Origin of the sequence: Pseudomonas helleri (genome assembly GCF_001043025.1) — a bacterium.
In the GTDB taxonomy this organism is placed as follows: domain Bacteria; phylum Pseudomonadota; class Gammaproteobacteria; order Pseudomonadales; family Pseudomonadaceae; genus Aquipseudomonas; species Aquipseudomonas helleri.
On the sequence record NZ_JYLD01000002.1, the window covers coordinates 24,790 to 49,006 of the forward strand.

Genomic DNA, 24,217 nt, shown 5'->3' on the forward strand with positions numbered 1-24,217 from the left:
AAACCGTATGAGCCTGTCGTTACTAAGCCGTTACGCCTTCTTTGCCTTCTGTGTCATTTTCACCCTCGCCAGCCTTCCTTTTATGCATCACGAGTGGCTGTGGCCCTTCACTGCGGTGACGTTGGCCCTGAGCCTGCTGGGCATTTTCGATTTGCTCCAGGGCCCCCACGCGGTGCGTCGCAACTACCCGATTCTGGGCAATATTCGTTATCTGGTTGAAGCCATTCGCCCGGAAATCCGTCAGTACCTGTTGGAGTCCGACAGTGACGCGCTGCCCTTTTCACGGGCGCAGCGCTCGTTGGTGTATTCGCGGGCCAAGAATGAAACGGCTGACAAACCGTTCGGCACGCTGATTGATGTGTACGAACCGGGCTTTGAATTTATCGGCCACTCCATGCGCCCCGCGCCATTGACCGACCCCAGTAGCTTTCGCATCACCATCGGCGGCCCGCAGTGCACCCAGCCGTATTCAGCCTCGATTTTTAATATCTCGGCCATGAGCTTTGGCTCGTTGAGCGCCAATGCGATTCGCGCCCTGAACAAAGGCGCCAAACTCGGCAACTTTGCCCATGACACCGGCGAAGGCAGCATCAGCGCTTACCACCGCGAAAACGGCGGCGACCTGACCTGGGAACTGGGCAGCGGCTACTTTGGCTGCCGCACTTCGGATGGCCGCTTCGACCCGGAGCGCTTTGCCGCCCAGGCGCAAACCCCGCAAGTGCGCATGATCGAAATCAAAATGAGCCAAGGCGCCAAGCCAGGCCACGGCGGCATTTTGCCCAAGCACAAGGTCACCCCGGAAATTGCCGAAACCCGTGGCGTGCCAATGGGCGAAGACTGCATCTCGCCGTCACGCCACAGCGCCTTTTCAACGCCCATCGAAATGATGCACTTCATCGCGCAACTGCGTGAGTTGTCGGGCGGCAAACCGGTGGGCTTCAAGTTCTGCCTGGGCCACCCGTGGGAGTTCATGGGGATCTGCAAGGCCATGCTCGAAACCGGCATCTTGCCTGACTTCATCGTGATTGACGGCAAGGAAGGCGGTACCGGCGCCGCCCCCGTAGAGTTCACCGACCACATCGGCGCACCGATGCGCGAAGGCTTGCTGTTTGTGCACAACACCCTGGTCGGCCTCAACTTGCGCGACAAGATCAAGCTCGGGGCCAGCGGCAAAATCGTCAGCGCCTACGATATTGCCAGCGTGCTGGCCATTGGCGCGGACTGGGCCAACTCGGCACGCGGCTTTATGTTCGCGATTGGCTGCATTCAGTCGCAGAGCTGCCACACCAACAAATGCCCGACCGGCGTTGCCACCCAAGACCCGCTTCGCCAGCGCGCCCTGGTGGTGCCCGACAAAGCTCAGCGGGTGTTCCAGTTCCACACCAACACCCTCAAGGCGCTGGCCGAAATGCTTGCGGCGGCGGGCCTTGAGCACCCCGCACAACTGAATGCCAAGCATTTGGTACGACGCATCTCGCGCACAGAAATCAAGCTGTTCTCACAGTTGCACGTATTCCTCAAACCCGGCGAGTTGCTGACCGGAGAGGCCAATGGCGAGTTCTACTCGCGCATGTGGCAAATGGCCCGGGCGGACAGTTTTGAACCTGACGTGATCGCCGCTGCGTGATCATAAGCCTCTTCCCGAACATCATCAGTTTTGATGTTCGGGAAAAGCCCCAACACAACGGCAAAGCAATAAGGCATTACATAGTTAACAACAACACTTGAATACTTGTTTAACTGACCGCCCTCACCATCAGTTATTTAACCTATTAATAGCCACAACATTGTTTCTAGACTGGCATGACTTTCCCTACTGCGGATATTACTCATGTCGACTGTTCCGTTAACCAACACTTCATTAAAACCGCCTGATTTAAAAGACTTGGGCATTCATCACGACCTGATCAAAGCCAAGGCCCAATCAGCAATCAATAACTTTCATGCTTCATTGCTTCCAGCCCTGCACAATCAAGCCTATCCACCCGTGCCCGGTTACAACCTCCTGAGTGCTGAACAGCAACAAGGTCTTCGCGAACATCAGGCACTGTCTCGTACTAACCTGATCAATCTTCGCCAGTACCTGGACGACATCAGCAGTGTCGAGGCCTTTGCCGAACCCCTTTTGCAGGACGCCTTGCTGAAAGCGTTCGGGATTGCCTGTGATGTCAGAAAAAACGTAATCACTCTCACGACGCTCAATACCTACACAAAGGAGATTGAGAGCCGGGCCACGCAGACGCTCTTGCAGGCCGCCCTGCACAACTTTTTGCCTGAGCAGGCCGAAGCAGGCGGCATTCCGTGGGGCTCACATCTCTGGGATTACAAGTCCACGCGCTCCAGCGACCCGGCGCCAAAACTGCTTGAGATTGACCCCGTAGCCTTCGCCCATTTATGCCGGGAACTGGATATCGGCAAACGTTACCAGGAACATCTGGCCGCCATTGTCAGCCCGCCGCAGGCCCGGGACAAACTCGCGATCGCCTCTGTCTTTAGCGCCCATGAGCGCAGCACGCTGTTATTGCAGGCCGATGTGGCCTTGATGAATAAACATATCAAGCCCGAGACCCACGCCACTTTAATGCGCTTTGGTGCGGGAGATGAACGGGCCTTGTATGGCAGCCTGCCCATTACTTGCAACTATATGAAACTGGATGAGGTGCAGTTCTCATCCATGATTCTTTTTCACGGCGACCCGCTTGAACAAGAACAACGCTGTATTGTTTATATCCCCGGCGACCCGATCAGTTGCTTGAAAGAGTACGACAACTTAAGAGCCGCCCACGCCGACTTGATGATTAAATTGCAGGATGCCACTTACCGTGAGTTCTTTATTCACCTGGCCCCTCAATCACAGAAACTTGCACTGACCAAACGTTTTAATAACCGTTTTGCAAAAGGCGGCAGAGACCCGTTGGGCATGACCCAACAGCCTGTCTCCGGCAATCTTTTTGAGCATTTATATACCCGCAAGACCCTGCAAATGATGGCGGATGCGCGGTTCCTCGCGGTGCCGACCGATGACATCAATCGCATCGCCTTACTGGAGCGCCTGGAGCACTACCTGGACGTCAGCCTGAACGTGCTGAACGTTGCCGCATTCTTTGTGCCGGGGCTGGGAGAGGTCATGGCCGTGGTATTTGCAGCGCAGATCATGAACGACGTTTACCACGGCATTGAGGCCTGGGAGCAAGATGACAAGGACCTCGCCTGGGCCTACACCAAAGGCGTGCTGATCAATCTGGCAACTGCCGCGGCCATCGGCAAATTAGCCTCGGATTTCGCCCGCCCGTTGCCGGTAAAACCCGTCCCGCTGATTGAGGAACTGGCGGTCTTTAGCCAAGAAGAGGGCCAAACCAAGCTCTGGAAACCCGATATCACCCCCTTCGAACATGACATCAGCCTGCCCCCGGCGCTTAAACCCGATGCGAAGGGCCTGTATTACCACATGAGCCGCTATTACCTGAAACTGGAAGACAAGCACTACAGCGTCGAAAAGACCGGCAAACAGACGTATCGACTGCTTCATCCAACGGAGCCAACAACCTACGGGCCCGAACTGTCGCATAACAACTATGGTGCCTGGAAACACGCGGCAGAAGAGCTTGCCGACTGGGATGAAAACACCTTGTTCAGGCGCTTGCACCCCACCTTGAGCACTGTTGACAGTGAAACGGTTGAACAGATGCTGCATGCCTGCGGTGTCGACGACGCTGAACTGCGTCAGGTGCACGTCGACCAAAGCCCGCCTCCGGCACTGCTCAATGACAGCATCACACGCTTGGCCATCGACCAGGACCTGCAACGTTTTATCCAGCGGATGCAGGCGGGAGATCAAACGGCCGATCCACAGATTCAGCTCCAACTGCTGGTTGAGGAGGATATGTGGCCTCCCACCAAAGCCCTGCGTTTTATTGATATCCAGGGCAAAACCATCAGCGAGTACGGCAACAACCTGACCAAAAAACTGCCCATCATCCAAGTCCTCGACAGCCAGTTGCGCCGAGGTGAGATGTTGAAAGTCGTGCTCGAATCCCTGGCTCCCGAAGAAGTGACCGCGCTGGTGGGGCTCAGTACTGAGCAGGGTGAGATTGGCAGCAGCTTGACGGAAAAGGCTGAAGCCTTGCACAAACGCCTGACCCGGCGAGCCAGGCAACGGACTGACAAACTCTTTGCGTCGCGCTACACGTCGCCGCCCATGCCCGACTCCCCTGCTGCGCGGCAATTGCTCAAGCGCTTCCCCACCCTCCCCGGCCCGGTCGTCGATGAGCTGTTGGCCTCTGCCACGCAAGCCGAGTTTGAAGTACTCGACAAGCAAATACGGGTGCCCGTGCGCATTGCCCAGGAAGCTAACCTTTACGCTCAGGAGCTGCGCCTGACCCGGGCCTTTGAAGGTCTTTACCTTGAATACCTGAACAATGCCGACACGCAAAAGCTGCTTTTGCACAGCCTTGCGGACATGCCGGGATGGTCGAAAGACGTGCGCATCGAAGTGCGTGACGGCGAGTTTTCAGGCCCGTTGCTCGACCATGTGGGCGCAGCCGATGCACCGATCCGTAAAGTGCTGGTCAAGGAAGGCAGCCAGTATCAAACCTACGACGCCAACCACCTTAGCCTGCATGGCCTGGATGACCTCTATGCCAGCGTGTTGCATGCCCTGCCCGATGCGCAACGCCGAACGTTGGGGTTTCCCCATCCGGCTCAGGGCCCGGCCCTCAAGGCAGCGCTTGCGCAGCGCGCGCCCATGAGCCGCAACGCCCTGCGGGACGTATTGCAAATACCCCGCACCCGAGAACCCTCACCGATGCGACTGGCAAAAGGACGCCCCGTCGATTCATTCCCTCAGCCGGCCGCCGCGCGCTGCGCCCGCACACCGTTCGCCTGCTTCAGATCAACCCCGCGGCGAGTCAGAAGCCTGATAACCGAGTTGTACCCAACCCATACAGCCGAGGCGGTTGAAGAGTTTTTGGGGCTTGAAGACCTCTACAGTCGCGAAGGTTTGCAGCGCCTTGAGGCCTTGAAGACAGAGTTTAGAACGCTGGTCAAAGACCTCGAAAACTGGAAAGCCAAACCGCCGGAACTGGCTCAGGTCAGCCGCCACCATGTACGCCTGGTGAACCCCGTAGATAAACAGCGGGTCATCAACAAGTTGATCAAATGCTGGCAACGAAGAATCACTCAGCCCCTGGCCGGTATTGAAACGTCACTGGGTGAAACGCTGAACATAGAAGGAATCCATCTCGGGACGTTCCCCGAACTCACTGCAGACTTCAGCCATGTCAAACAACTGCAGTTCAAGAACTTTTACCTGCAACCCGATATCAATGGACTTCTGAGGCAGTTCTCCGGTTTGACATCACTCACACTGAACTCAACGCACTTGGTTGAAATACCTTCAAGCATTTTCGACTTGGCCTCATTGACCCATCTGAACCTGGGCGGCAACAGCATTACCCTGTCCGTTGAAGAGGCCGGCAAGCTCAGCGAAATGACCCAACTGAACGTGCTGGACCTTAACAACAACCCACTGGGTGAAGTGCCCGACTTCACCCACATGAATCAATTGCAGCAACTGAACCTTAGAAACACTCGCCTCAGCACATGGCCCTCGGGCATCGAAACGCTGCAGGAACTGACGAATCTTGATCTTCGCGAGAACAACCTGACCGCTTTACCGCAGAGTTATTTCCAGTTGTCTCGGGAACGTTTGCGCAGCACCTATGTTCATGGCAACCCCCTGCCCGCCGCCACGCTTGAAGCAGTGTTGGCTTACCGAGAACAACTGGGTTTGCGCTTTGAAGCGCGCGTGCATGCGCGAGGCGCTGAGCCACATCCGGCAGACGTCTGGCTGGATAACACGCAGCATTCCGAGCAACGCCTGGACCAACTCGAACTCTGGTCAGCCGTGCAGGCCGAGCCCGGCAATCGGGATTTTTTCAGGGTGATTCATGACCTGTCGGAATCACCGGACTTCCGCTTTGCACGCGAACAACTAACCCAACGAGTGTGGCGTGTCATCGCGGCGGCCGCTGAAGACACTTCGCTCAGGCACGAATTTTTTGGCGGCGCGGTTGAGCATCAAACCTGCATTGACCGCGTCCAGACGGTATTCAGCCGATTTGGCTACAAGGTGCTGCTGCATGAGATCGGTCTATTGCAAGGCGTCGCCAAAGAGACCGAACTGCTGAAGTTGATCAAGGGGCGCACACGCCTGCTGCAACTGGATGACATTGCCCAAACCCAAATCGACCTCCAGACCAGCGCCTACAACACAGCCCGCGAGGAAGCTCGGCTCTCAACGGGACAGATCGCAGAACTCAAACCTGATCCGCTCGAAGTGCAATTGATCTATCAGGTCGACCTCGGCGACCGCCTGGAACTGCCTTGGCAGCCTTCGCATATGAAGTTTCGCACCCTGGCGAAAATCACTCCCGCGCAAATTGAAGAGGCCTTTAACCTGGTCATTAACCAGGAAAAAATCCCCGGCTACCTGCCGAAAAAAATGCTCGAGGAAGAGCCCTGGGTGGATTACCTGACTGAGCACTACGGCGCAGAGATTGAGGCTGAGCGTGAGCCGCACATACAGCGCATCAAAGACATCGATCAGTTGCAGGAGCTACAGGAACAATGTGCCGAAAAGCAGGCCGAAGGCGACAGCGATGCCCTTCAAACGCTGACTCATGACTTGAAAGCCCTGGCGCAAAAGCTGGGGGTGGATGAGCAAAAGGTGTTTACCAAAGCGCCAATGCTCGACGAGGATTACTACGCGTTACAACTCAAAGCCCGCGCTGAACTCGACGAAGTGCTGGTCAAACTCACGCAAACCCTCCTGGATAAAAAACAACCGTCGATCATCCTCGACGAATAAAACTGAGCGGTCGTGACAATCAGTAATACCCGCACTTTGCATTTATCGCCCAATAGCCTCACCCTGCGCGCCGCCGATGTGCGGCGTGCAATTTCTGTTACGCGCGTCAGTCTTTATTAACTTCTGTTTGAGAATTTGCCGTGATGATTAACGGACGCGACCACCGCATCGATTTTTTTCGCGGGCTGGCGCTGATCTTTATTTTTTGGGACCACATCCCGCACAACCCGCTGGCTGAACTGACCGTGCGTAATTTCGGTTTCAGTGATGCGGCGGAGATTTTTGTATTTCTGGCCGGTTATGCCGCCGTGCTGGCCTACGGCAAGATTGCCCGGCGTGATGGCTTGTTGATCGCCAGCGTAAAGATCTGGCGCCGCGCCTGGGTGCTGTATGTGGTGCATATCTTCTTGCTTGCCGTGTTGATGGGCATCGTCTTTTTTGCCAACAGCCACGTTGAAACCCGTGATCTGGTGCAAGAAATGGGCTTGCAGTACTTCTTGAGCAACCCGCAGCAGGCGCTCACCGATGAGTTGCTGCTGCGCTTTAAACCCAACCTGATGGACCCGCTGCCGCTGTACATCGTGCTGCTGATTGGCTTGCCGCTGGTCCTGCCGATGCTGCTGCGCAAGGCGCGCTACGTGGTGGGTGTTTCGCTGGCGCTGTACTTGATAGCGCCGTACTGGAACTTCGCCTCACAAGAAGGCGGCGTGTGGTTTTTCAACCCGATTGCCTGGCAGTTCCTGTTTATTCTCGGCGGCGCGCTGGCGCTGTATGGCCAGGACAACCCTGCGGTGGATCATCGACCGTTAAGCCAGCAACCGTTGTTTCTGGGCGCGGTGGTTTACCTGCTGGTCACCGGGTTGGTGGCGGTGTCATGGAAATGGCCGCACCTGCACGACGCAGTCATGCCCGTGGCGTTGGGCGAGTGGGTGTACCCCATCAGCAAGACCAACTTGTCCCCTCTGCGCTTACTGCACTTTCTGGCCTTGGTGTATGTGGTGGCCAAAATCGTGCCCCACGGCGAATGGCTGAACCAGTGGCTCGTCCGGCAAGTCTGCCGCATGGGTCGTTATTCGCTGGAAGTGTTCTGCCTGGGCGTGATCCTCGCCCCGCTGGCAGACATGTTCAATGCGCTGGGCGGCGACGGCTGGGCAGTGCAGGTGTTCAGCGCCCTGATGGGCGTAGGCCTGATGGCCGTGCTGGCCCAGTGGCTGGACTGGAACAAGCGGCTGGGGATGCCGCCTAAGGCATGACGTGTACCTCGCGATCTTTTGGTCTTTAAAAGATCGCGAGGCGTGCTCGCTTTTACAGGCAGCGTTTTAAGCAGACCTTAATGAGCAGAAGAAGCCACTGCGGTCTGATCTTTTGGCGACAGCTTGAACACGTAGAACAACACCGTCAGCAAGATCAGGAACGCCGGGCCTACAAACAGGGCCACGCGGGTTTCTTCAAAGTAGGCCATCAGCCCGACCACCATCAGCAGGAACGCCAGTGCCGCAAACGAGCTGTAAGGGTACAGCCACATGCGGTACTTGAGTGCGGCCGCCTCTTCACGGCTGAGGTTTTTGCGGAAACGCAGTTGCGCCAGCAAGATCATCAACCAGGTCCAGATCGCACCGAAGGTCGCAATCGCCGTCACCCACACAAACACCTTCTCTGGCGCCAGGTAGTTGAGCACCACGCCCAGCAGCAACATGGCAATCGACAGCAGCAGCGCGTTGCGCGGTACGCCGTTTTGCGAGGTGGTGGCGAAGTTGGCCGGGGCCTGACCGTTTTGCGCCAGGCTGTAAAGCATGCGGCCGGTGCTGAAAATGCCGCCATTGCAAGAAGACAACGCCGCGGTGATCACCACAAAGTTAATGATGCCGGCTGCGGTTTTGATGCCCAGGCGCTCGAACGTCATGACGAACGGGCTGCCTTGGGTGCCGATTTCGTTCCACGGGTAGATCGACAGGATGACGAACAGTGCGCCCACGTAGAACAGCAGAATGCGCCAGAACACCGAGCCAATCGCGCTCGGGATGGTCTTTTGCGGGTTGCGAGCTTCACCGGCGGTCAGGCCGATCATTTCGACGCCCAGGTAGGCAAACATCACCATTTGCAGCGACATCAGCACGCCCTGAATCCCGTTCGGCATAAAGCCGCCCTGGGTCCAGAGGTTGGAGATGCCCAGCGCTACGCCGTCATTGCCGAAACCGAAGGCAATGATGCCGATGCCGCCGATCACCATCGCGATGATGGTGACGATCTTGATCAAGGCAAACCAGAACTCGAACTCACCGAACGCCTTAACCGCGATCAGGTTGATCGAACCCATGCTCAGCAGTGCCGCGAGGGCCCAGATCCAGCGCGGTACATCCGGAAACCAGATGCCCATGTACACCGCCACGGCGGTGATTTCGGCAACGCACGTCACCAGCCACAGGAACCAGTAGTTCCAGCCGGTCAAAAAGCCCGCCAATGGGCCGAGGTAGTCTTGCGCATAGCGGCTGAAAGAGCCGGCTACCGGGTTGTGCACGGCCATTTCGCCCAGTGCACGCATGATCACCAGAATGGCCAGGCCACCCAGGATGTAAGACAGCATGATGGCCGGACCGGCCATTTCGATCGCTTTGGCCGAGCCCAGGAACAGGCCTACGCCGATACAGGCGCCAAGCGCCATCAAGCGGATATGGCGTTCGCCCAGTTCGCGTTTGAGCGGGCCGCCCTGCGCGGTTTCACCGTGGGGCTGGTGGTTGCCGACTGGCATAAAAGTACAACCTCATAATTGTTATTGGATGTGCATCACTAGAGCGTTCCAAGAGCCCGGCCGGTTGCCTGACTCCCCTTACAAAGGCCTCTAACCTCGTGGGTCGGACGTTCAAAAGGGAAATGCCCTACTGAGATCGGCGGCGAGTATTGCACAGGGTTGGTGCACAGTCATTCCCCTACCTAGGGCGTATTTACCCTGAGCAAGGGCTCTATCCCGTCACTTTGCGCGACTGTAAAAACCTGTAGCCGCTGCCGAAGGCTGCGATGGGCAGCGTAGCGGCCCCATTTTCATCTGTACCACTCCTCACCAAGATGAGAACAATTACCGTTCGTCAATTCTATTTGCACAATCTTAAGATATATCTTAAGTTGCTTCGCACACACAGAGGACGAAGACAATGAGAGAGCACCACCACCCCCATCACCGTGAACACAATGTCGGTCAAGACGGTTTTGAAAAACGTGCCGGTCAACGCGGCGGCCGAGGCCCGCGGGTATTTGCCCCCGGCGATCTGAAATTACTGCTGCTGGCCCTGGTGGCCGAGCAGCCTTGCCATGGCTACGACCTGATCCGCCAGATCGAAGGCATGTTCGATGGCGCCTACAGCCCGAGCCCGGGCGTGATCTACCCGACCCTGACCTTTCTGGAAGAAAGCGAGCTGATTGAAGGCGACGCCGAGGGCGGGAAAAAACGCTACAGCGTGACCGACGCCGGTCGCCAGTCCCTGCTCGATCAAGCCATTGCGCTGGACGGTGTGCGCATGCGCATCGACGTCAGCAAGCGCTCGCTGCGCGGCCATGACCGGCCTGCCGAAATTCACGAGGCGGTGCACAACCTGCGCCATGCCTTGCAGATGCACCACGGCCGCTGGAACCCGGCAGAAATTGCCCGGGTACGCGACCTGCTCAACAACACCGCCAAAGCCATCGTCGATGGCCCTGTTACTGCCCAGCCTGCGCAGGAGAACGCTGAATGAATACCGCTAATCCCCAAACCATTCACCGCGTCATGCATGAAATCAAACGTCGCAAGTTAGAGGTGCTGCGCGTGGTCGACCTGACCCCGCGCATGCGCCGCATCACGGTGGGCGGCCCCGAGTTGGCCGGTTTTATCAGCCTGGGCAGCGACGACCACGTAAAGCTGTTTTTCCCGCAGACCGCCGAAGAACAAAGCGCTCTGGAGAACGTGGAACTGAGCGGCGGGATCAAAAACAAAGTCATGCCGCCCATGCGCGACTACACCCCGCGCCGCTACGACCTGGACGCGCTTGAGCTGGATCTGGATTTTGTCTTGCACGGCGACGGCCCTGCCTCCACCTGGGCCGCGCAAGCCCAATCGGGCCAGTTCCTGCACATCGGCGGCCCACGCGGCTCGATGATCGTGCCGGATATCTTCGACAGCTACCTGCTGATCGGCGATGAAACCGCCTTGCCGGCCATAGCTCGCCGTCTCGAAGAGCTACCGGCCAATCGCCGCGCGCTGGTGGTGGTTGAGATTGAAAACGCGCAGGAGCAACAGCCGCTGAACAGCGCTGCATCGGTTGAAGTGATTTGGGTGCACCGCGATGCGCCAGCAGAAGACCTGCTGAGCACCGTCGAACACCTGAAGGTTCCAGCAGGCGAGCTGTACACCTGGGTTGCGACTGAAAGCGCACTGTCACGCAAAGTGCGTCGCATTTTGCTCGACACCCACGGCCTCAACGATGAATTCGTTAAAGCCGTCGGTTACTGGCGCCTGGACGACAGCCCGCAAGAGTAATCCCTTACATTCCCTGTGTAGGAGCGAGCTTGCCTCGCGATCTTTTAAACGATCAAAAGATCGCGAGACAAGCTCGCTCCTACAGAGGTTTGGCGGTTGATCGGCCGCGCCAGCGGTCAATCGCCACCATCAGCAGCGCCACCACCACAAACCCCGCCAAAATCCCCAACGCGTTCACAAACGTCTGCGCATACCCCAGTTTGTTGACATCAATAAACGGGTACGGGTACATGCCCAGCGTATGCCCGCGCCACAACAAATAGGCAAAGTACACAATCGGGTACAACGCCCACACCGCGATGTGGCTCAGGCGCAATGTGCCTTTGGGCACGCAAAACCACCAGTACAAGGTGAACAGCACGGGCATGACGTCGTGCAACAGTTCATTGGCCAGCCAGTGCAGCCCCTGCGGTTGCCAAAGGTTGCGCAGCAACAAGCTGTAGGCGGCGCCCACCACGATGATGCTCACAGCAATCCCGCTACTGACCCACGGCTGCAAGAAAAACCTCCGGCCCCTGGAGTCCTGCGCAAGAGCGGCGTAAGTCAGCACAGTGGCGGTCAGGGTATTGGTCAGCACCGTGAAAAAGCTGAAGTAATTGACCAGCCCGCCCAGCACGCTAGCGCCGGATGTCCAGCGGGCAATCAGCACCAGGTCGAGCTGAATCGCCAACCCGCTCCAGCCCAGAATGGCCATTAATGCTAACCAGCGGTGAGTGTGCGCTGCACGCATACGCCGATCAGAGCTCGCGCTTGGTGCGGGCGTATTTCACATAGAGCTTCTCGACCTTCTCACGGGCCCACGGCGTTTTACGCAGAAACGTCAGGCTCGACTTGATGCTCGGATCGCTTTTGAAGCAGCGAATATCAATGCGCTCGGCCAGCCCTTCCCACTCGTAATGCGCCACCAGCGCAATCAGGATCTGTTCCAGCGTGACGCCGTGCAGGGGGTTGTTGTTGGGTTCAGTCATGCCGAGCCTTTTTAAGCAGAAGTAGGAAAGCCGCGCACCTTAGCTCAGGGGCCAGTCATTTGGAACACGGTGAGTTTAGCCGGGCCTGCGCCCTTGCAGAAAAAGTTCCGCTTGGCGCGACCAAATGCGATGTTATATTGTAACGATACAGTCGTTACCCAGAGCGCTCAGCGCCACGCGTTTCATCACCCTTACCAAGGAATCTGCAATGTCCTCCCCTGCTTTGCCACGCTCACTGCGCCGTCTGCGTTTGACGCCGCTCGCCACGGCCCTACTTATCGCCTCCCCCGCCTATGCACTGGAGCTGCAACCCCAAGTCATCACTGGTAACCCGCTGGGCAGCAGCCAATTGGCTTCTCCCACCACGGTATTAGAAGGCGACGACCTGACGCTGCAGCAACAAGGCAGCCTGGGTGAAACCCTCAACAAGCAACCGGGTGTGTCGTCGTCTTACTTCGGACCGGGCGCCAGCCGACCGATCATTCGCGGCCTGGACGGCGACCGGATTCGCATTTTGCGCAATGGCGTGGGCGCGCTGGACGCCTCGTCGCTGTCCTACGACCACGCCGTGCCACTGGACCCGGTCAACGTTGAGCGCATTGAAATCGTCCGTGGCCCGGCCGCCCTGCTCTACGGCGGCAACGCCATCGGTGGCGTGGTCAACACCTTCGACAACCGCATCCCCACCGAAGCCATCAACGGCATTCAGGGTGCAGGCGAATTGCGCTATGGCGGCGCCGACACCACGCGCAGCAGCGCAGGCAAGCTGGAAGCCGGTAACGGCACGTTTGCCCTGCACCTGGACGCCAACGCACGTCAGTTCAATGACCTGAAAATCCCCGGTTACGCCCGCGATCGCCACGCCCCGGAAGGCGAAGATGACAGCGATCAAAAGAAAGGCCGCCTGAGCAATAGCAGTGGCCGACAGGACGGCGGCGCGGTTGGCGGTTCCTACACATGGGATGACGGCTACGCGGGCATCTCTTACAGCAACTACGACTCCAATTACGGTTCCCCTGCCGAAGACGACGTGCGCATCCGCATGAAGCAGGATCACTACGCCTTCGCCTCGGAGATCCGCAACCTGCAAGGCCCGTTCAGCTCGCTCAAACTGAACGCCGGCTACACCGATTACGAACACCGTGAAATCGAAGGCGGCGAAGTCGGCACCACCTTCAAGAACAAAGGCTACGAAGCACGTGTTGAAGCGCGTCATGTGCCGATCGGCCCGCTGAACGGGGTAATTGGCGCGCAGGTCAACCGCAACGAATTCTCGGCCCTCGGCGAAGAGGCCTTCGTACCGCAGACCGACACCACCACCGGCGCGCTGTTTATTCTTGAAGAGCTGCAAGCCACCGAGCGACTCAAACTCAGCCTCGGCGGGCGCCTGGAACACACCGTGGTGGACCCGAATGCCAAGGGCAATGAGCGCTTCGAAGCGGCCGACAACTCCAAGCGCTTCACCGCGGGCAGCCTGTCTTCAGGCGCGGTGTTCACCCTGACACCGATCTGGTCGCTGGCCGCAACGCTGGGCTACACCGAGCGCGCGCCGACTTTCTACGAGCTGTATGCCAACGGCGCCCACGTTGCCACCGGCACTTACGAGTTGGGCAACCCGAACCTGTCAAAAGAAAAAGCCGTGTCCAGCGACCTGGCCCTGCGCTTTGACAATGGCACCCACAACGGCAGCGTTGGCGTGTTCTACAGCCACTTCTCCAACTACATCGGCCTGCTCGGCACGGGCCGCACCCTGAACGACGAAGGCGAGCCAGACGCCAGCGGTATTCCGGAATACACCTACTCCGGCGTGCGCGCACGTTTCGTAGGGTTCGAAGCCAAGGATCACTGGAAGCTTGGCGAAAGCGCCTACGGCAAATTTGCACTGGAACTGTCGGGCGATTACACCCGCGCCACCAACCTCGACACCGGCGAAGCGTTGCCCCGTATTGCGCCGTTGCGCCTGAGCAGTGGTTTGCTGTGGGAACTCAATCGCTGGCAGGCACGGGTCGATGTTGAACACGCCAGCAACCAGGGCCGCGTACCGGACAACGAGTCAGGCACCAACGGCTACACCACCCTGGGTGCCAGCGCCGGTTACAACTTTACGGTAGGTCGCAGCCAGTGGCTGGCCTTCGTCAAAGGCGACAACCTGACCGACCAGACCGTGCGTTATGCCAGCTCGATCCTGCGTGATATCGCCCCGGCACCGGGCCGCAGTGTTGAAGTAGGCCTGCGCACGACGTTCTAAGTCATAACCCTGCCGTTGTAGGAGCGAGCTTGCCTCGCGATCTTTTGATCTTCAAAAGCAAAAGCTCGCGAGGCAAGCTCGCTCCTACAGTTTTTTTCAAATGCCCTTCCCTACCTCATTTCCCTCAAACACCGTCGAACGTGAGGCAAAAAGCCCCTGAGACGAACGGTCGCAGGCGACTGTTACCAAATCCGAAATGATCCATGTCAATTAAAGTGCTGTTTCTAAACGTTTCGTCGCTTTATCATTTCCGCATCAAGGGCTGAAACGTTTCACGCCAGCCCTTACATTCTGAAAGTGTGAGTCCTGCCTGCAAAGACAGCGCTACCCACGTCACCGCCCGACCAAAAAGACCTTCATCTCGACCTATGTCCACATTTCTGACTTTGCGCAAAGACAGCGCGCTATTCCCTATGGCCGGGCAAAAAGCCCTGACCCTGATCGGCGGCATTACTGCCCTGGGTTTCGCCAGCTTCGTTCAGGCCGCACCGGCGTTCGACAGCGATTCAAAATGGATGTTCGGCGATTGGGACGGCTCTCGTACCGCACTGGAAAAGCAAGGCTATAGCTTCTCGCTCGACTACGTGGGCGAAGTCGGCTCCAACCTGCACGGCGGCTACGACCATGACCGCACCGCGCGTTACAGCGATCAGTTCGGCCTGGGCACGCACCTGGATTTGCAAAAAATCCTGGGCTGGCACGACGCTGAATTCCAGCTGACGATTACCCAGCGCGATGGCAACAATATCAGCAATGACCGGATCAACGACCCGCGCGTCGGCGGCTTCACCTCGGCCCAGGAAGTCTGGGGCCGTGGCCAGACCACACGCCTGACGCAGATGTGGTACCAGCAAAAATTCTTCGACCAGAAGCTCGACATCAAGGCCGGTCGCTTCGGTCAGGGCGAAGACTTCAACAGCTTCCCTTGCGACTTCCAGAACCTCGCGTTCTGCGGCTCGCAGGTCGGTAACTGGGCCGGCAGCATCTGGTACAACTGGCCGGTCAGCCAATGGGCGCTGCGCATCAAATACCACCTCACGCCCGAGCTGTATGCACAGGTCGGCGCCTATGAGCAAAACCCGTCCAACCTGGATCGCGGTAACGGTTTCAAGCTCAGCGGCAGCGGTACGCAAGGCGCGGTGTTGCCGGTTGAACTGGTGTGGACACCGACACTTAATGGCCTGCCGGGCGAATACCGCGCGGGTTATTACTACAGCAGCGCCAAAGCCACCGACGTCTACAAAGATGCCAACGGCCAACCAGCAGTCTTGAGCGGCGAAGCCTATCGCAGCAGTTCGAGCAAGCACGGCCTGTGGTTGGGCGTGCAACAGCAACTCACCAGCCGCGCCAGTGATCAATCCCGTGGCTTGAAGGTGTTTGCCAACGCCACCCTGCATGACAAAAAAACCAACGCCATCGACAACTATGTCCAGGCAGGCGTTGTGTACAAAGGCGTATTCGATGCACGCCCCAAAGACGACATCGGCTTTGCCATGGCCCGCGTTCACGTCAACCCGGCCTACCGCAAAAACGCCGAAGCGACCAACCAGGCTCGCGGCGTTTACGACGCCAGCAATCTGGACTACTTGCCACCTCAGCACACTGAGTACAGCGCCGAGTTGTATTACGGCGTGCACGTTACCGACTGGCTGACGGTGCGACCTAATCTGCAATACATCCGCCATCCGGGCGGTGTTTACACCGTGGATAACGCCCTGATCGGCGGTTTGAAAATTCAAAGTTCGTTCTGACGAACGGGCTGCAAGACAGCAGCGGCACACTTGAGGTGTGCCGCTTGCCGCTAAATCCTACCTTCAACGGAGAACCTCACTATGAGCACTGATGGTGCTTTGAGTAGAAGCCGCTTGCTGCCGACATTGCTCGGTATCCTGCTGGTGTTAATGGGCCTGGCCATGTTGGTCGGGGGTATCAAGCTGGTGACACTCGGCGGATCGACGTACTACCTGCTGGCCGGTATCGGCTTCGGGCTGTCGGGCGCCCTGCTGATCGCCGGGCGCCGTGCGGCGCTGGCGTTGTACGCACTGGTTCTGTTCGCCAGCACCGTCTGGGCGCTGATCGAAGTCGGTCTGGACTGGTGGCAACTGGTGCCGCGTCTGGCCCTGTGGTTCGCCATCGGCATCGTTCTGCTGCTGCCATGGTTGCGTCGCCCGCTGTTGCGCGGCCAGTCGGCACCGGTAGCAACCGGCGCGCTGAGCATCGCCGTGGTCCTGGCAGGTGTGGCTGCACTGGCAAGCCAGTTCACCAACCCTGGCGAGATCAAGGGCGAGCTGGGTCGTGACGCCGTTCCGGGCATGGCCAACACCGCACCCGACATGCCTGAAGGTGACTGGCAGTCCTATGGCCGTAGCGGCTATGGCGATCGTTACTCGCCACTGAAACAAATCACCCCGCAAAACGCCCACAGCCTGGTGCCTGCCTGGACCATGCGTACTGGCGACATGCCAGGGCCGAATGACCCGGGTGAAACCACCGCTGAAAACACCCCGCTGAAAGTTAACGGCATGCTCTATGTGTGCACGCCGCATAGCCAGGTGATTGCGCTTGATCCGGACAGCGGCAAGGAAATCTGGCGCTACGATCCGAAGATCAGCACGCAAAATGCTGCCAACTTCAAAGGCTGGGCACACATGACGTGCCGTGGCGTGAGCTATCACGACGAAAACGCCTACGCCAAAGCCAGCACTGAACAAAGCGCTGCCGAGCCGGCTGCAGCCACGTCGAGCAACTCTTGCCCGCGTCGTCTGTTCTTGCCAACCGCCGACACCCGCCTGATCGCCCTCAATGCCGACACCGGTAAAGTCTGCGAAGACTTCGGTGACCACGGCTCGGTCGACCTGCGCCACAACATCGGCAGCTTTGCACCCGGCGGTTACTACTCCACATCGCCACCTGCGGTCACCAAAGACCTGGTAGTGATTGGCGGCCACGTGACCGACAACGTCTCCACTGACGAGCCATCCGGCGTGATCCGTGCGTACGACGTACGTACCGGCAAGCTGGTCTGGAACTGGGACAGCGGCAACCCGGACGACACCACGCCGATTGCTGAAGGCCAAACCTACACCCGCAACTCGCCTAACATGTGGTCGATGTTCGCGGTCGATGAAAACCTCGGCATGCTTTACCTGCCGATGGGCAACCAGATGCCTGACCAATATGGTGGCGACCGTACCGAAGACTCCGAGCGTTACAGCGCTGGCGTGACGGCACTGGACATCACCACCGGTAAGGTTCGCTGGTACCGTCAGTTCACTCACCATGACCTGTGGGACATGGACGTGGGCGGTCAGCCGACCCTTATGGACCTGAAGACTGCTGACGGCGTGAAACCGGCGCTGCTGGCGTCGACCAAGCAAGGCAGCATCTACGTTGTTGACCGTCGTAATGGCGAAGACATCGTGCCGATCCGCGAAATCCCGGCGCCGGGCGGTGCTGTCGCAGGTGACCACACCGCGCCGACCCAACCGCGTTCGGACCTGAACATGATCCCGCCGCAACTGACCGAGCGTGACATGTGGGGCGTGACCCCGTTTGACCAAATGCTCTGCCGGATCAACTTCAAATCCCTGCGCTACGACGGCATGTACACCCCGCCTTCGCTGCAAGGTTCGATCGTTTACCCGGGCAACTTCGGCGTGTTTGACTGGGGCGGCATTTCGGTCGACCCAGTGCGTCAGATCGCGTTCCTGAACCCGAGCTACATGGCGTTCACCTCCAAGCTGGTACCCCAGGCTGACGTAGCGGCCATGGGCCCACGCAAAGGCGAAACCTCGGGCGTGCAACCGAACAAGGGCGCTCCGTACGGCGTGATCCTTGAGCCGCTGTTGTCGCCGGTTGGCCTGCCTTGCCAGGCGCCGTCGTGGGGTTACGTTGCAGCGGTCGACCTGACCAACAACAACGTGATCTGGAAACACAAGAACGGCACCGTGCGTGACAGCTCGCCAGTACCGATCCCGCTGCCAATGGGCGTTCCAAGCCTGGGCGGGACCGTGACCACGGCCGGTGGCGTTGCTTTCCTGAGCGGCACCCTGGACCAATACCTGCGTGCTTACGACGTGAACAACGGTAAAGTCCTGTGGGAAGGTCGCCTGCCAGCAGGCGGTCAAGCCACGCCAATGACCTACGCAGGCAAGGACGGCACCCAATACGTGCTCGTCATGGCCGGTGGTCATGGTGGTCTGGGCACCCAAAAGGGTGACTACATCATGGCGTTCAAACTGGCTAAATAAGCGTTACAGCCAGGTATGAAAAAGGCGGCTATCTCTCGATAGCCGCCTTTTTTATGGCCATTGTAGGAGCGAGCTCGCCTCGCGATCTTTTGATCTTTCAAAGAAGCGTTACGCCGTAGCCCGCAACTCATTCAACCAGCTTTCAAACGCCGCAGCGTCCAGCGGGCGGCTGATCAGGTAGCCTTGCGCCGTGTCGCACTGCCAGCGCTTGAGCAAGTCCAGGCTGTGAGGGTATTCAACGCCTTCGGCCACCACTTTTAGCCCCAGGTTATGGCTCATTTCAATGGTCGAGCGCACGATCACCGCATCTTCACTGGCTTCGTCCAGGTTACGCACAAAGGACTGGTCAATTTTCAGTTCCTGTACCGGCAACCGCTTGAGGTGGGCCAGCGAGGAATAGCCCGTGCCAAAGTCGTCCACCGACAAACTGATCCCGCAATCGCGTAGCCCTCTGAGCACCGCCAGCGAATGCTCGGGGTCGTGCATCACCGCGCTTTCGGTGATCTCGAAAGTCAGTTGCTGCGCTGCCACCTGATACTGCGCCAGCAAGGCCTGCACTTGCGGGGCCAGGCAATCACCGCGCAAATCGTCCGCCGAGATGTTGATCGACAGTTGCAGGTGCAGCCCGCGGTGGTTCCACTCGACCAGTTGCCGAATGCTCGCTTCAATCACCCAGTCGGTCAGCAGTTTCATGCTCCCGGAGCGTTCTGCCAGCGGGATGAACTCTGCCGGTGAGACCACGCCAAACACCGGATGCTGCCAACGCAGCAAAGCTTCGGCCTGGCTCACATGCCCGCTGCGCAGGTCGAGTTTGGGCTGGTACTGAATAAACAGTTCGCCGTCACTGGCGGCATGGCGCAAGTCCCGAATCAACTGAATTTGCCGTTGATGCGCGAGGTCGCGGTCCTGTTGATAGACCTGCAGATAGCCGGTCAAGGCCGCTGCGTCACTGCGCGCAATGGCAGCGCGGGCCATCAGCTCTTCGGCGGTTTGGCCATGGGTTGGATACACCGAGATGCCCATGCGAACATCCAGTTGCACATCATGCCCGTCGAGGTTCAGGGGCTGGCTCAACAATCCATACAAGCGATCCGCCATCTCCACCCCGGCATCGACCTGGGTGTTTTCCAGCAGCAACAAGAATTCGTTGCCGGTGATGCGTGCGGCCGTGCTGCTTTCAGGCAGTGCCTCGATCAGCACATGGGTGGTTTTGAGCATGATCAACTCCAGACCTTCCGGGCCAGAGCTTTCTCTGATCAAGCGGTAATTTTCAATCCCCAGATAAATCAACACCACGCTGCGTCGGGCGGTAATGGCGCTGCCCAGGCGCTCCATGACCAACGCCCGGTTGGGCAGCCCGGTCAATGGATCATGCAATGCGTTGTGCGCCAATTGCTGTTCACGCACAGCAATTCCGTTTTGCATGGCATTGAATGCCCTGGCCAGAAAACCCAGTTCATCGCGGCGTTTAAGCACCACCGGTGTTGAGTAGTCACCCCGCCCGATACGCTGCGCCGCTGCGGCCAGCAGGCTGACCGGGCGCGACACTTCTCGCGCCAGCCACAAGGCGCCCAGCAATGAGGCCAGCAAGGCCGCGAGGGAGATCCATAAAAACTTGCGGTCCAGCGAGGTGAACGCCTGCAGTGTCTGGTCCAGCGGGCTTTGCAGCAAGGCCATGACCTGACCGTTGGCGGGGTCGCCTGAGTTGGCCAGTTGCAGCAGTTGCCCCAAAAAGCGCTTACCGGCGAACTCACTGAAGTGCGTCAAGGGCCCCGGAGGGTTGTCGCGCAAGAACCGCACAAGGCTCTCTTCCATCGCCTCTGGCTGGGTGCTGGCCAGCGCCCCGGAACGCCCGTCTTTCACTCCCAAAAATGACACCTCAAGGTTGCTCAAGGTGCGTAACTCTTGGGCAAATACTTCATCCATCGGCATCGCCGACACCACCCGCATCACGGGCAAAGGCGCCAGCACCACACCTTGCACCATCATGTAGGGGCGCTCGTCGAGTACCCCGATCAGCTTGATCTGTGAGCCGCGCCGCGCCTGGCTCAAGGCTTGGGCATACGGAAAAGTCTGGCCTGGCGGCAGGCTCGCCAGGGTACTGATGATGATCTTGCCCCGCAGGTCGAGCACGAACAAATCACTGTCGCGCAGGCTGGCCTCGAAGGTTTCCAGGGCGTTTTCAATTTCTTGCGGGCGACCATCGATGACGGCTTCACGAAAATCCTGGTCATTGGTCAGCCAGTTAAGGCCGTACTGAATACGCCGCGCACGAAAATCGACAAACCGTTCGAACACCCGGGTGCCGTTTTTCAACTGATTTTCAGCTTGATCGCTGGCCGCCGTGACGGTCGCCGCCTTTACCGCGAAATACACGGCACCGATCACGACCAGCAACAGCAGCGCGAGTACGAAGCTGATATGAGCCTGAAAGCTATTGCGCAATTTCATCGGCGGGCCTCAATCCATTGACGATGTACTGCCTGTGTAACGAATCCCTGAGGCATGCGGGCACTCTCTCGCCAACTTAAAAGTCAAATAACTGACTTTTAGCCCAGCTTTGATAATTTTCCAGCCTCGTCGTCACAAACAAGAAGATCGCCTAATAAATACGGGCCGTCTACCGTCAAGTTGTTGGCGACAAAGGCTTAGCTTTTTTACTGGCATGCAACAACGCAACACGCGCACGGAAAGAAACGGCGCCTTGGCCTATGGTTGGGTGTTAGCTGATTTACGCGGTGAACAAAACTTCACCATTGAAACCTCTGGTTCCGTGCCCCATCTAAAGCACATACCCCATTGCGCAGGTGCCCCATGAGCGACCAGCAAAATTTTAAAGAGAACACCGTCGAGCACGCTGATATAGAACACAACGAAGCTGAATCAACCGCTCACAAGGGCGGGACCGAGCTGGCCTTGCCGGGTCAGAACCTGCCGGACAAGGTGTACATCATCCCGATTCACAATCGGCCGTTCTTCCCGGCACAAGTGCTGCCGGTCATCGTCAACGAAGAACCCTGGGCCGAAACCCTCGACCTGGTCAGCAAGTCGCCTCATCACTCGCTGGCGTTGTTTTTTGTCGACACGCCCACTGATGATCCGCGCCATTTTGATACCACCAGCCTGCCCGAGTACGGCACGCTGGTGAAAGTGCACCACGCCAGTCGCGAAAACGGCAAATTGCAATTTGTGGCACAGGGCCTGAGCCGTGTGCGCATCAGCATGTGGCTCAAACACCACCGCCCGCCGTACCTGGTGGAAGTCGAATACCCGCAGGAAGCCAATCAGCCCACCGACGAAGTCCGGGCTTACGGCATGGCGCTGATCAACGCGATCAAAGAGTTGCTGCCGCTTAACCCGCTGTACAGCGAAGAGCTGAAAAACTACCTCAACCGCTTTAGCCCTAACGACCCTTCGCCCCTCACCGACTTTGCCGCCGCCTTGACCTCGGCCACAGGCAACGAGCTGCAAGAAGTGCTCGATTGCGTGCCCGTCCTCAAGCGCATGGAAAAAGTCTTGCCGATGCTGCGCAAGGAAGTTGAAGTCGCCCGCCTGCAAAATGAAATTTCCGCCGAAGTTAACCTCAAGATCGGTGAACATCAGCGTGAATTTTTCCTTAAAGAGCAGCTCAAGGTCATTCAGCAAGAGCTGGGGCTGACCAAAGATGATCGCAGTGCCGACATCGAGCAATTCAAGCAACGCCTTGAAGGCAAGACTCTGCCCGCCCAGGCCCGCAAGCGCATTGACGAAGAAATCAACAAACTGTCGATTCTTGAGACTGGCTCGCCCGAGTACGCGGTAACCCGCAATTACCTGGATTGGGCCAGCTCAGTGCCGTGGGGCGTGTTCGGCAAGGACAAACTGGACCTCAAGCACGCGCGCAAGGTGCTCGACGCCCACCACGCCGGGCTGGATGACATCAAAGACCGCATCCTCGAGTTCCTCGCCGTGGGCGCTTACAAAGGCTCGGTCAGTGGCTCGATCGTGTTGCTGGTCGGCCCGCCGGGCGTGGGTAAAACCAGTGTCGGCAAGTCGATTGCCGAATCGCTGGGCCGTCCGTTCTATCGCTTCAGCGTCGGCGGCATGCGCGACGAAGCCGAGATCAAGGGCCATCGTCGAACCTACATCGGTGCCCAGCCGGGCAAGCTGGTGCAGGCGCTTAAAGACGTTGAAGTGATGAACCCGGTGATCATGCTCGACGAGATCGACAAGATGGGCCAAAGCTTCCAGGGCGACCCGGCATCAGCGCTGCTGGAAACCCTCGACCCGGAGCAAAACGTCGACTTCCTCGACCATTACCTGGACTTGCGCCTGGACCTGTCGAAAGTGCTGTTTGTGTGCACCGCCAACACGCTGGACTCGATCCCCGGCCCTCTGCTCGACCGCATGGAAGTCATCCGCCTTTCGGGGTACATCACCGAAGAGAAAGTCGCGATTGCCAAGCGTCACCTGTGGCCTAAACAGCTGGAAAAAGCCGGTGTCGATAAAGCACGCCTGAGCATCACTGACAGTGCACTGCGCTTGCTCATTGATGGTTATGCCCGTGAAGCCGGTGTGCGCCAGTTGGAAAAACAACTGGGCAAGCTGGTGCGTAAGGCCGTGGTCAAGTTGCTCGACAACCCGGACGCGGTGATCAAGATCGGCCCTAAAGACCTCGAAGCCTCACTGGGCACCGCAGTGTTCCGCAACGAACAGGTCATCAGTGGCGTCGGCGTGATCACTGGCCTGGCCTGGACCAGCATGGGCGGCGCGACCTTACCCATTGAGGCCACACGCATTCACACGCTCAACCGCGGCTTCAAGCTGACGGGGCAATTGGGCGAGGTAATGAAAGAGTCTGCTGAAATCGCCTACAGCTACATCAGTTCCCACCTGAAGCAGTTTGGCGGCGACCCGCGTTTCTTTGACGAGGCCTTTGTGCACTTGCACGTGCCTGAAGGCGCCACGCCTAAAGACGGCCCAAGTGCCGGGGTCACCATGGCCAGCGCCTTGCTGTCTCTGGCGCGCAATCAGGCGCCGAAAAAAGGCATCGCCATGACCGGCGAACTGACCCTCACCGGCTATGTTCTGCCGATTGGCGGGGTGCGGGAAAAGGTCATTGCGGCCCGTCGGCAGAAAATCCACGAGTTAATCTTGCCCGAGGCGAATCGGGGCAAGTACGAGGAACTGCCGGACTACTTGAAAGAAGGCATGACCGTGCACTTCGCCAAGCGCTTCACCGACGTGGCCAAAGTGCTGTTTTAAACGCTACGTGTACTGCCCTCTGAGTCAAAAAGGCGCAAACCCTTGCACCAGAGGGGCTCGTATATACAGGTTTGGCCACTGGCCAAACCTGTATAACTAAACAACCTGTTATTTGTGACAGTAGACACA

The 24,217-nt window shown here is 58.3% G+C and carries 13 protein-coding genes; 9 read left to right on the forward strand and 4 right to left on the reverse strand.

What is annotated here, in order from left to right; translation table 11 throughout:
• Nucleotides 1-7 precede the first annotated feature (7 nt).
• The 3 genes from TU84_RS02840 to TU84_RS02850 all read left to right on the forward strand — a co-directional run bounded on the left by TU84_RS02840 (nt 8) and on the right by TU84_RS02850 (nt 8,121).
• Nucleotides 8-1,627, forward strand: a complete 1,620-nt coding sequence (locus TU84_RS02840; RefSeq protein WP_048367010.1) for an FMN-binding glutamate synthase family protein — start codon at nt 8-10, stop codon at nt 1,625-1,627.
• A 204-nt stretch (nt 1,628-1,831) separates the two neighbouring features.
• Nucleotides 1,832-6,868 carry a dermonecrotic toxin domain-containing protein gene (locus TU84_RS02845; protein ID WP_048367012.1) on the forward strand — a complete coding sequence of 1,679 codons (5,037 nt, stop codon included), beginning with the start codon at nt 1,832-1,834 and terminating at the stop codon, nt 6,866-6,868.
• A gap of 143 nt (nt 6,869-7,011) precedes the next feature.
• The gene (locus TU84_RS02850; RefSeq protein WP_153433040.1) at nt 7,012-8,121 is read left to right on the forward strand and encodes an OpgC family protein; all 1,110 of its coding nucleotides are present in this window, start codon (nt 7,012-7,014) and stop codon (nt 8,119-8,121) included.
• Nucleotides 8,122-8,198: 77 nt separating this feature from the next.
• Here TU84_RS02850 and TU84_RS02855 read toward each other — a convergent pair whose 3' ends face one another.
• Nucleotides 8,199-9,617: an amino acid permease gene (locus TU84_RS02855; protein WP_048367014.1), complete on the reverse strand. Its 1,419-nt coding sequence runs from the start codon at nt 9,615-9,617 to the stop codon at nt 8,199-8,201.
• A gap of 400 nt (nt 9,618-10,017) precedes the next feature.
• On the opposite strand from TU84_RS02855, the gene TU84_RS02860 reads away from it, so the two are divergent.
• Together TU84_RS02860 and TU84_RS02865 are read left to right on the forward strand one after the other, a co-directional pair.
• Nucleotides 10,018-10,596 carry a PadR family transcriptional regulator gene (locus TU84_RS02860; protein WP_048367015.1) on the forward strand — a complete coding sequence of 193 codons (579 nt, stop codon included), beginning with the start codon at nt 10,018-10,020 and terminating at the stop codon, nt 10,594-10,596.
• On the forward strand, nt 10,593-11,378 hold the full coding sequence (locus TU84_RS02865) for a siderophore-interacting protein (protein WP_048367016.1): 786 nt from the start codon (nt 10,593-10,595) through the stop codon (nt 11,376-11,378). The genes TU84_RS02860 and TU84_RS02865 overlap by 4 nt, the downstream gene beginning before the upstream one ends.
• 79 nt (nt 11,379-11,457) lie before the next feature.
• Here the strand turns inward: TU84_RS02865 and TU84_RS02870 are convergent, their stop codons facing one another.
• Together TU84_RS02870 and TU84_RS02875 are read right to left on the reverse strand one after the other, a co-directional pair.
• Complete coding sequence (locus TU84_RS02870; RefSeq protein ID WP_048367017.1) at nt 11,458-12,108, reverse strand: Pr6Pr family membrane protein; 651 nt, start codon at nt 12,106-12,108, stop codon at nt 11,458-11,460.
• Between the two features lie 7 nt (nt 12,109-12,115).
• A complete protein-coding gene (locus tag TU84_RS02875; protein ID WP_048367018.1) occupies nt 12,116-12,346 on the reverse strand; it encodes a VF530 family protein in 231 nt (76 codons plus the stop codon).
• Between the two features lie 208 nt (nt 12,347-12,554).
• Here TU84_RS02875 and TU84_RS02880 point away from each other — a divergent pair, with 208 nt between their 5' ends.
• The 3 genes from TU84_RS02880 to TU84_RS02890 all read left to right on the forward strand — a co-directional run bounded on the left by TU84_RS02880 (nt 12,555) and on the right by TU84_RS02890 (nt 18,844).
• Nucleotides 12,555-14,594, forward strand: a complete 2,040-nt coding sequence (locus TU84_RS02880) for a TonB-dependent receptor (protein WP_048367019.1) — start codon at nt 12,555-12,557, stop codon at nt 14,592-14,594.
• A 368-nt stretch (nt 14,595-14,962) separates the two neighbouring features.
• A complete protein-coding gene (locus TU84_RS02885; protein WP_048367020.1) occupies nt 14,963-16,345 on the forward strand; it encodes a carbohydrate porin in 1,383 nt (460 codons plus the stop codon).
• Between the two features lie 81 nt (nt 16,346-16,426).
• Nucleotides 16,427-18,844, forward strand: a complete 2,418-nt coding sequence (locus tag TU84_RS02890; RefSeq protein WP_048367021.1) for a glucose/quinate/shikimate family membrane-bound PQQ-dependent dehydrogenase — start codon at nt 16,427-16,429, stop codon at nt 18,842-18,844.
• A gap of 108 nt (nt 18,845-18,952) precedes the next feature.
• Here the strand turns inward: TU84_RS02890 and TU84_RS02895 are convergent, their stop codons facing one another.
• On the reverse strand, nt 18,953-21,295 hold the full coding sequence (locus tag TU84_RS02895; RefSeq protein WP_048367022.1) for a putative bifunctional diguanylate cyclase/phosphodiesterase: 2,343 nt from the start codon (nt 21,293-21,295) through the stop codon (nt 18,953-18,955).
• Nucleotides 21,296-21,658: 363 nt separating this feature from the next.
• On the opposite strand from TU84_RS02895, the gene lon reads away from it, so the two are divergent.
• Nucleotides 21,659-24,088 carry an endopeptidase La gene (gene lon, locus TU84_RS02900; protein WP_048367023.1) on the forward strand — a complete coding sequence of 810 codons (2,430 nt, stop codon included), beginning with the start codon at nt 21,659-21,661 and terminating at the stop codon, nt 24,086-24,088.
• Nucleotides 24,089-24,217 lie beyond the last annotated feature (129 nt).

Excerpts from the sequence above, each read along its gene's own strand:
- TU84_RS02840 (WP_048367010.1), top strand. The coding sequence starts at position 8 with ATGAGCCTGTCGTTACTAAGCCGTTACGCCTTCTTTGCCTTCTGTGTC.
- TU84_RS02845 (WP_048367012.1), top strand. The coding sequence starts at position 1,832 with ATGTCGACTGTTCCGTTAACCAACACTTCATTAAAACCGCCTGATTTA.
- TU84_RS02850 (WP_153433040.1), top strand. The coding sequence starts at position 7,012 with ATGATTAACGGACGCGACCACCGCATCGATTTTTTTCGCGGGCTGGCG.
- TU84_RS02855 (WP_048367014.1), bottom strand. The coding sequence starts at position 9,617 with ATGCCAGTCGGCAACCACCAGCCCCACGGTGAAACCGCGCAGGGCGGC.
- TU84_RS02860 (WP_048367015.1), top strand. The coding sequence starts at position 10,018 with ATGAGAGAGCACCACCACCCCCATCACCGTGAACACAATGTCGGTCAA.
- TU84_RS02865 (WP_048367016.1), top strand. The coding sequence starts at position 10,593 with ATGAATACCGCTAATCCCCAAACCATTCACCGCGTCATGCATGAAATC.
- TU84_RS02870 (WP_048367017.1), bottom strand. The coding sequence starts at position 12,108 with ATGCGTGCAGCGCACACTCACCGCTGGTTAGCATTAATGGCCATTCTG.
- TU84_RS02875 (WP_048367018.1), bottom strand. The coding sequence starts at position 12,346 with ATGACTGAACCCAACAACAACCCCCTGCACGGCGTCACGCTGGAACAG.
- TU84_RS02880 (WP_048367019.1), top strand. The coding sequence starts at position 12,555 with ATGTCCTCCCCTGCTTTGCCACGCTCACTGCGCCGTCTGCGTTTGACG.
- TU84_RS02885 (WP_048367020.1), top strand. The coding sequence starts at position 14,963 with ATGTCCACATTTCTGACTTTGCGCAAAGACAGCGCGCTATTCCCTATG.
- TU84_RS02890 (WP_048367021.1), top strand. The coding sequence starts at position 16,427 with ATGAGCACTGATGGTGCTTTGAGTAGAAGCCGCTTGCTGCCGACATTG.
- TU84_RS02895 (WP_048367022.1), bottom strand. The coding sequence starts at position 21,295 with ATGAAATTGCGCAATAGCTTTCAGGCTCATATCAGCTTCGTACTCGCG.
- lon (WP_048367023.1), top strand. The coding sequence starts at position 21,659 with ATGAGCGACCAGCAAAATTTTAAAGAGAACACCGTCGAGCACGCTGAT.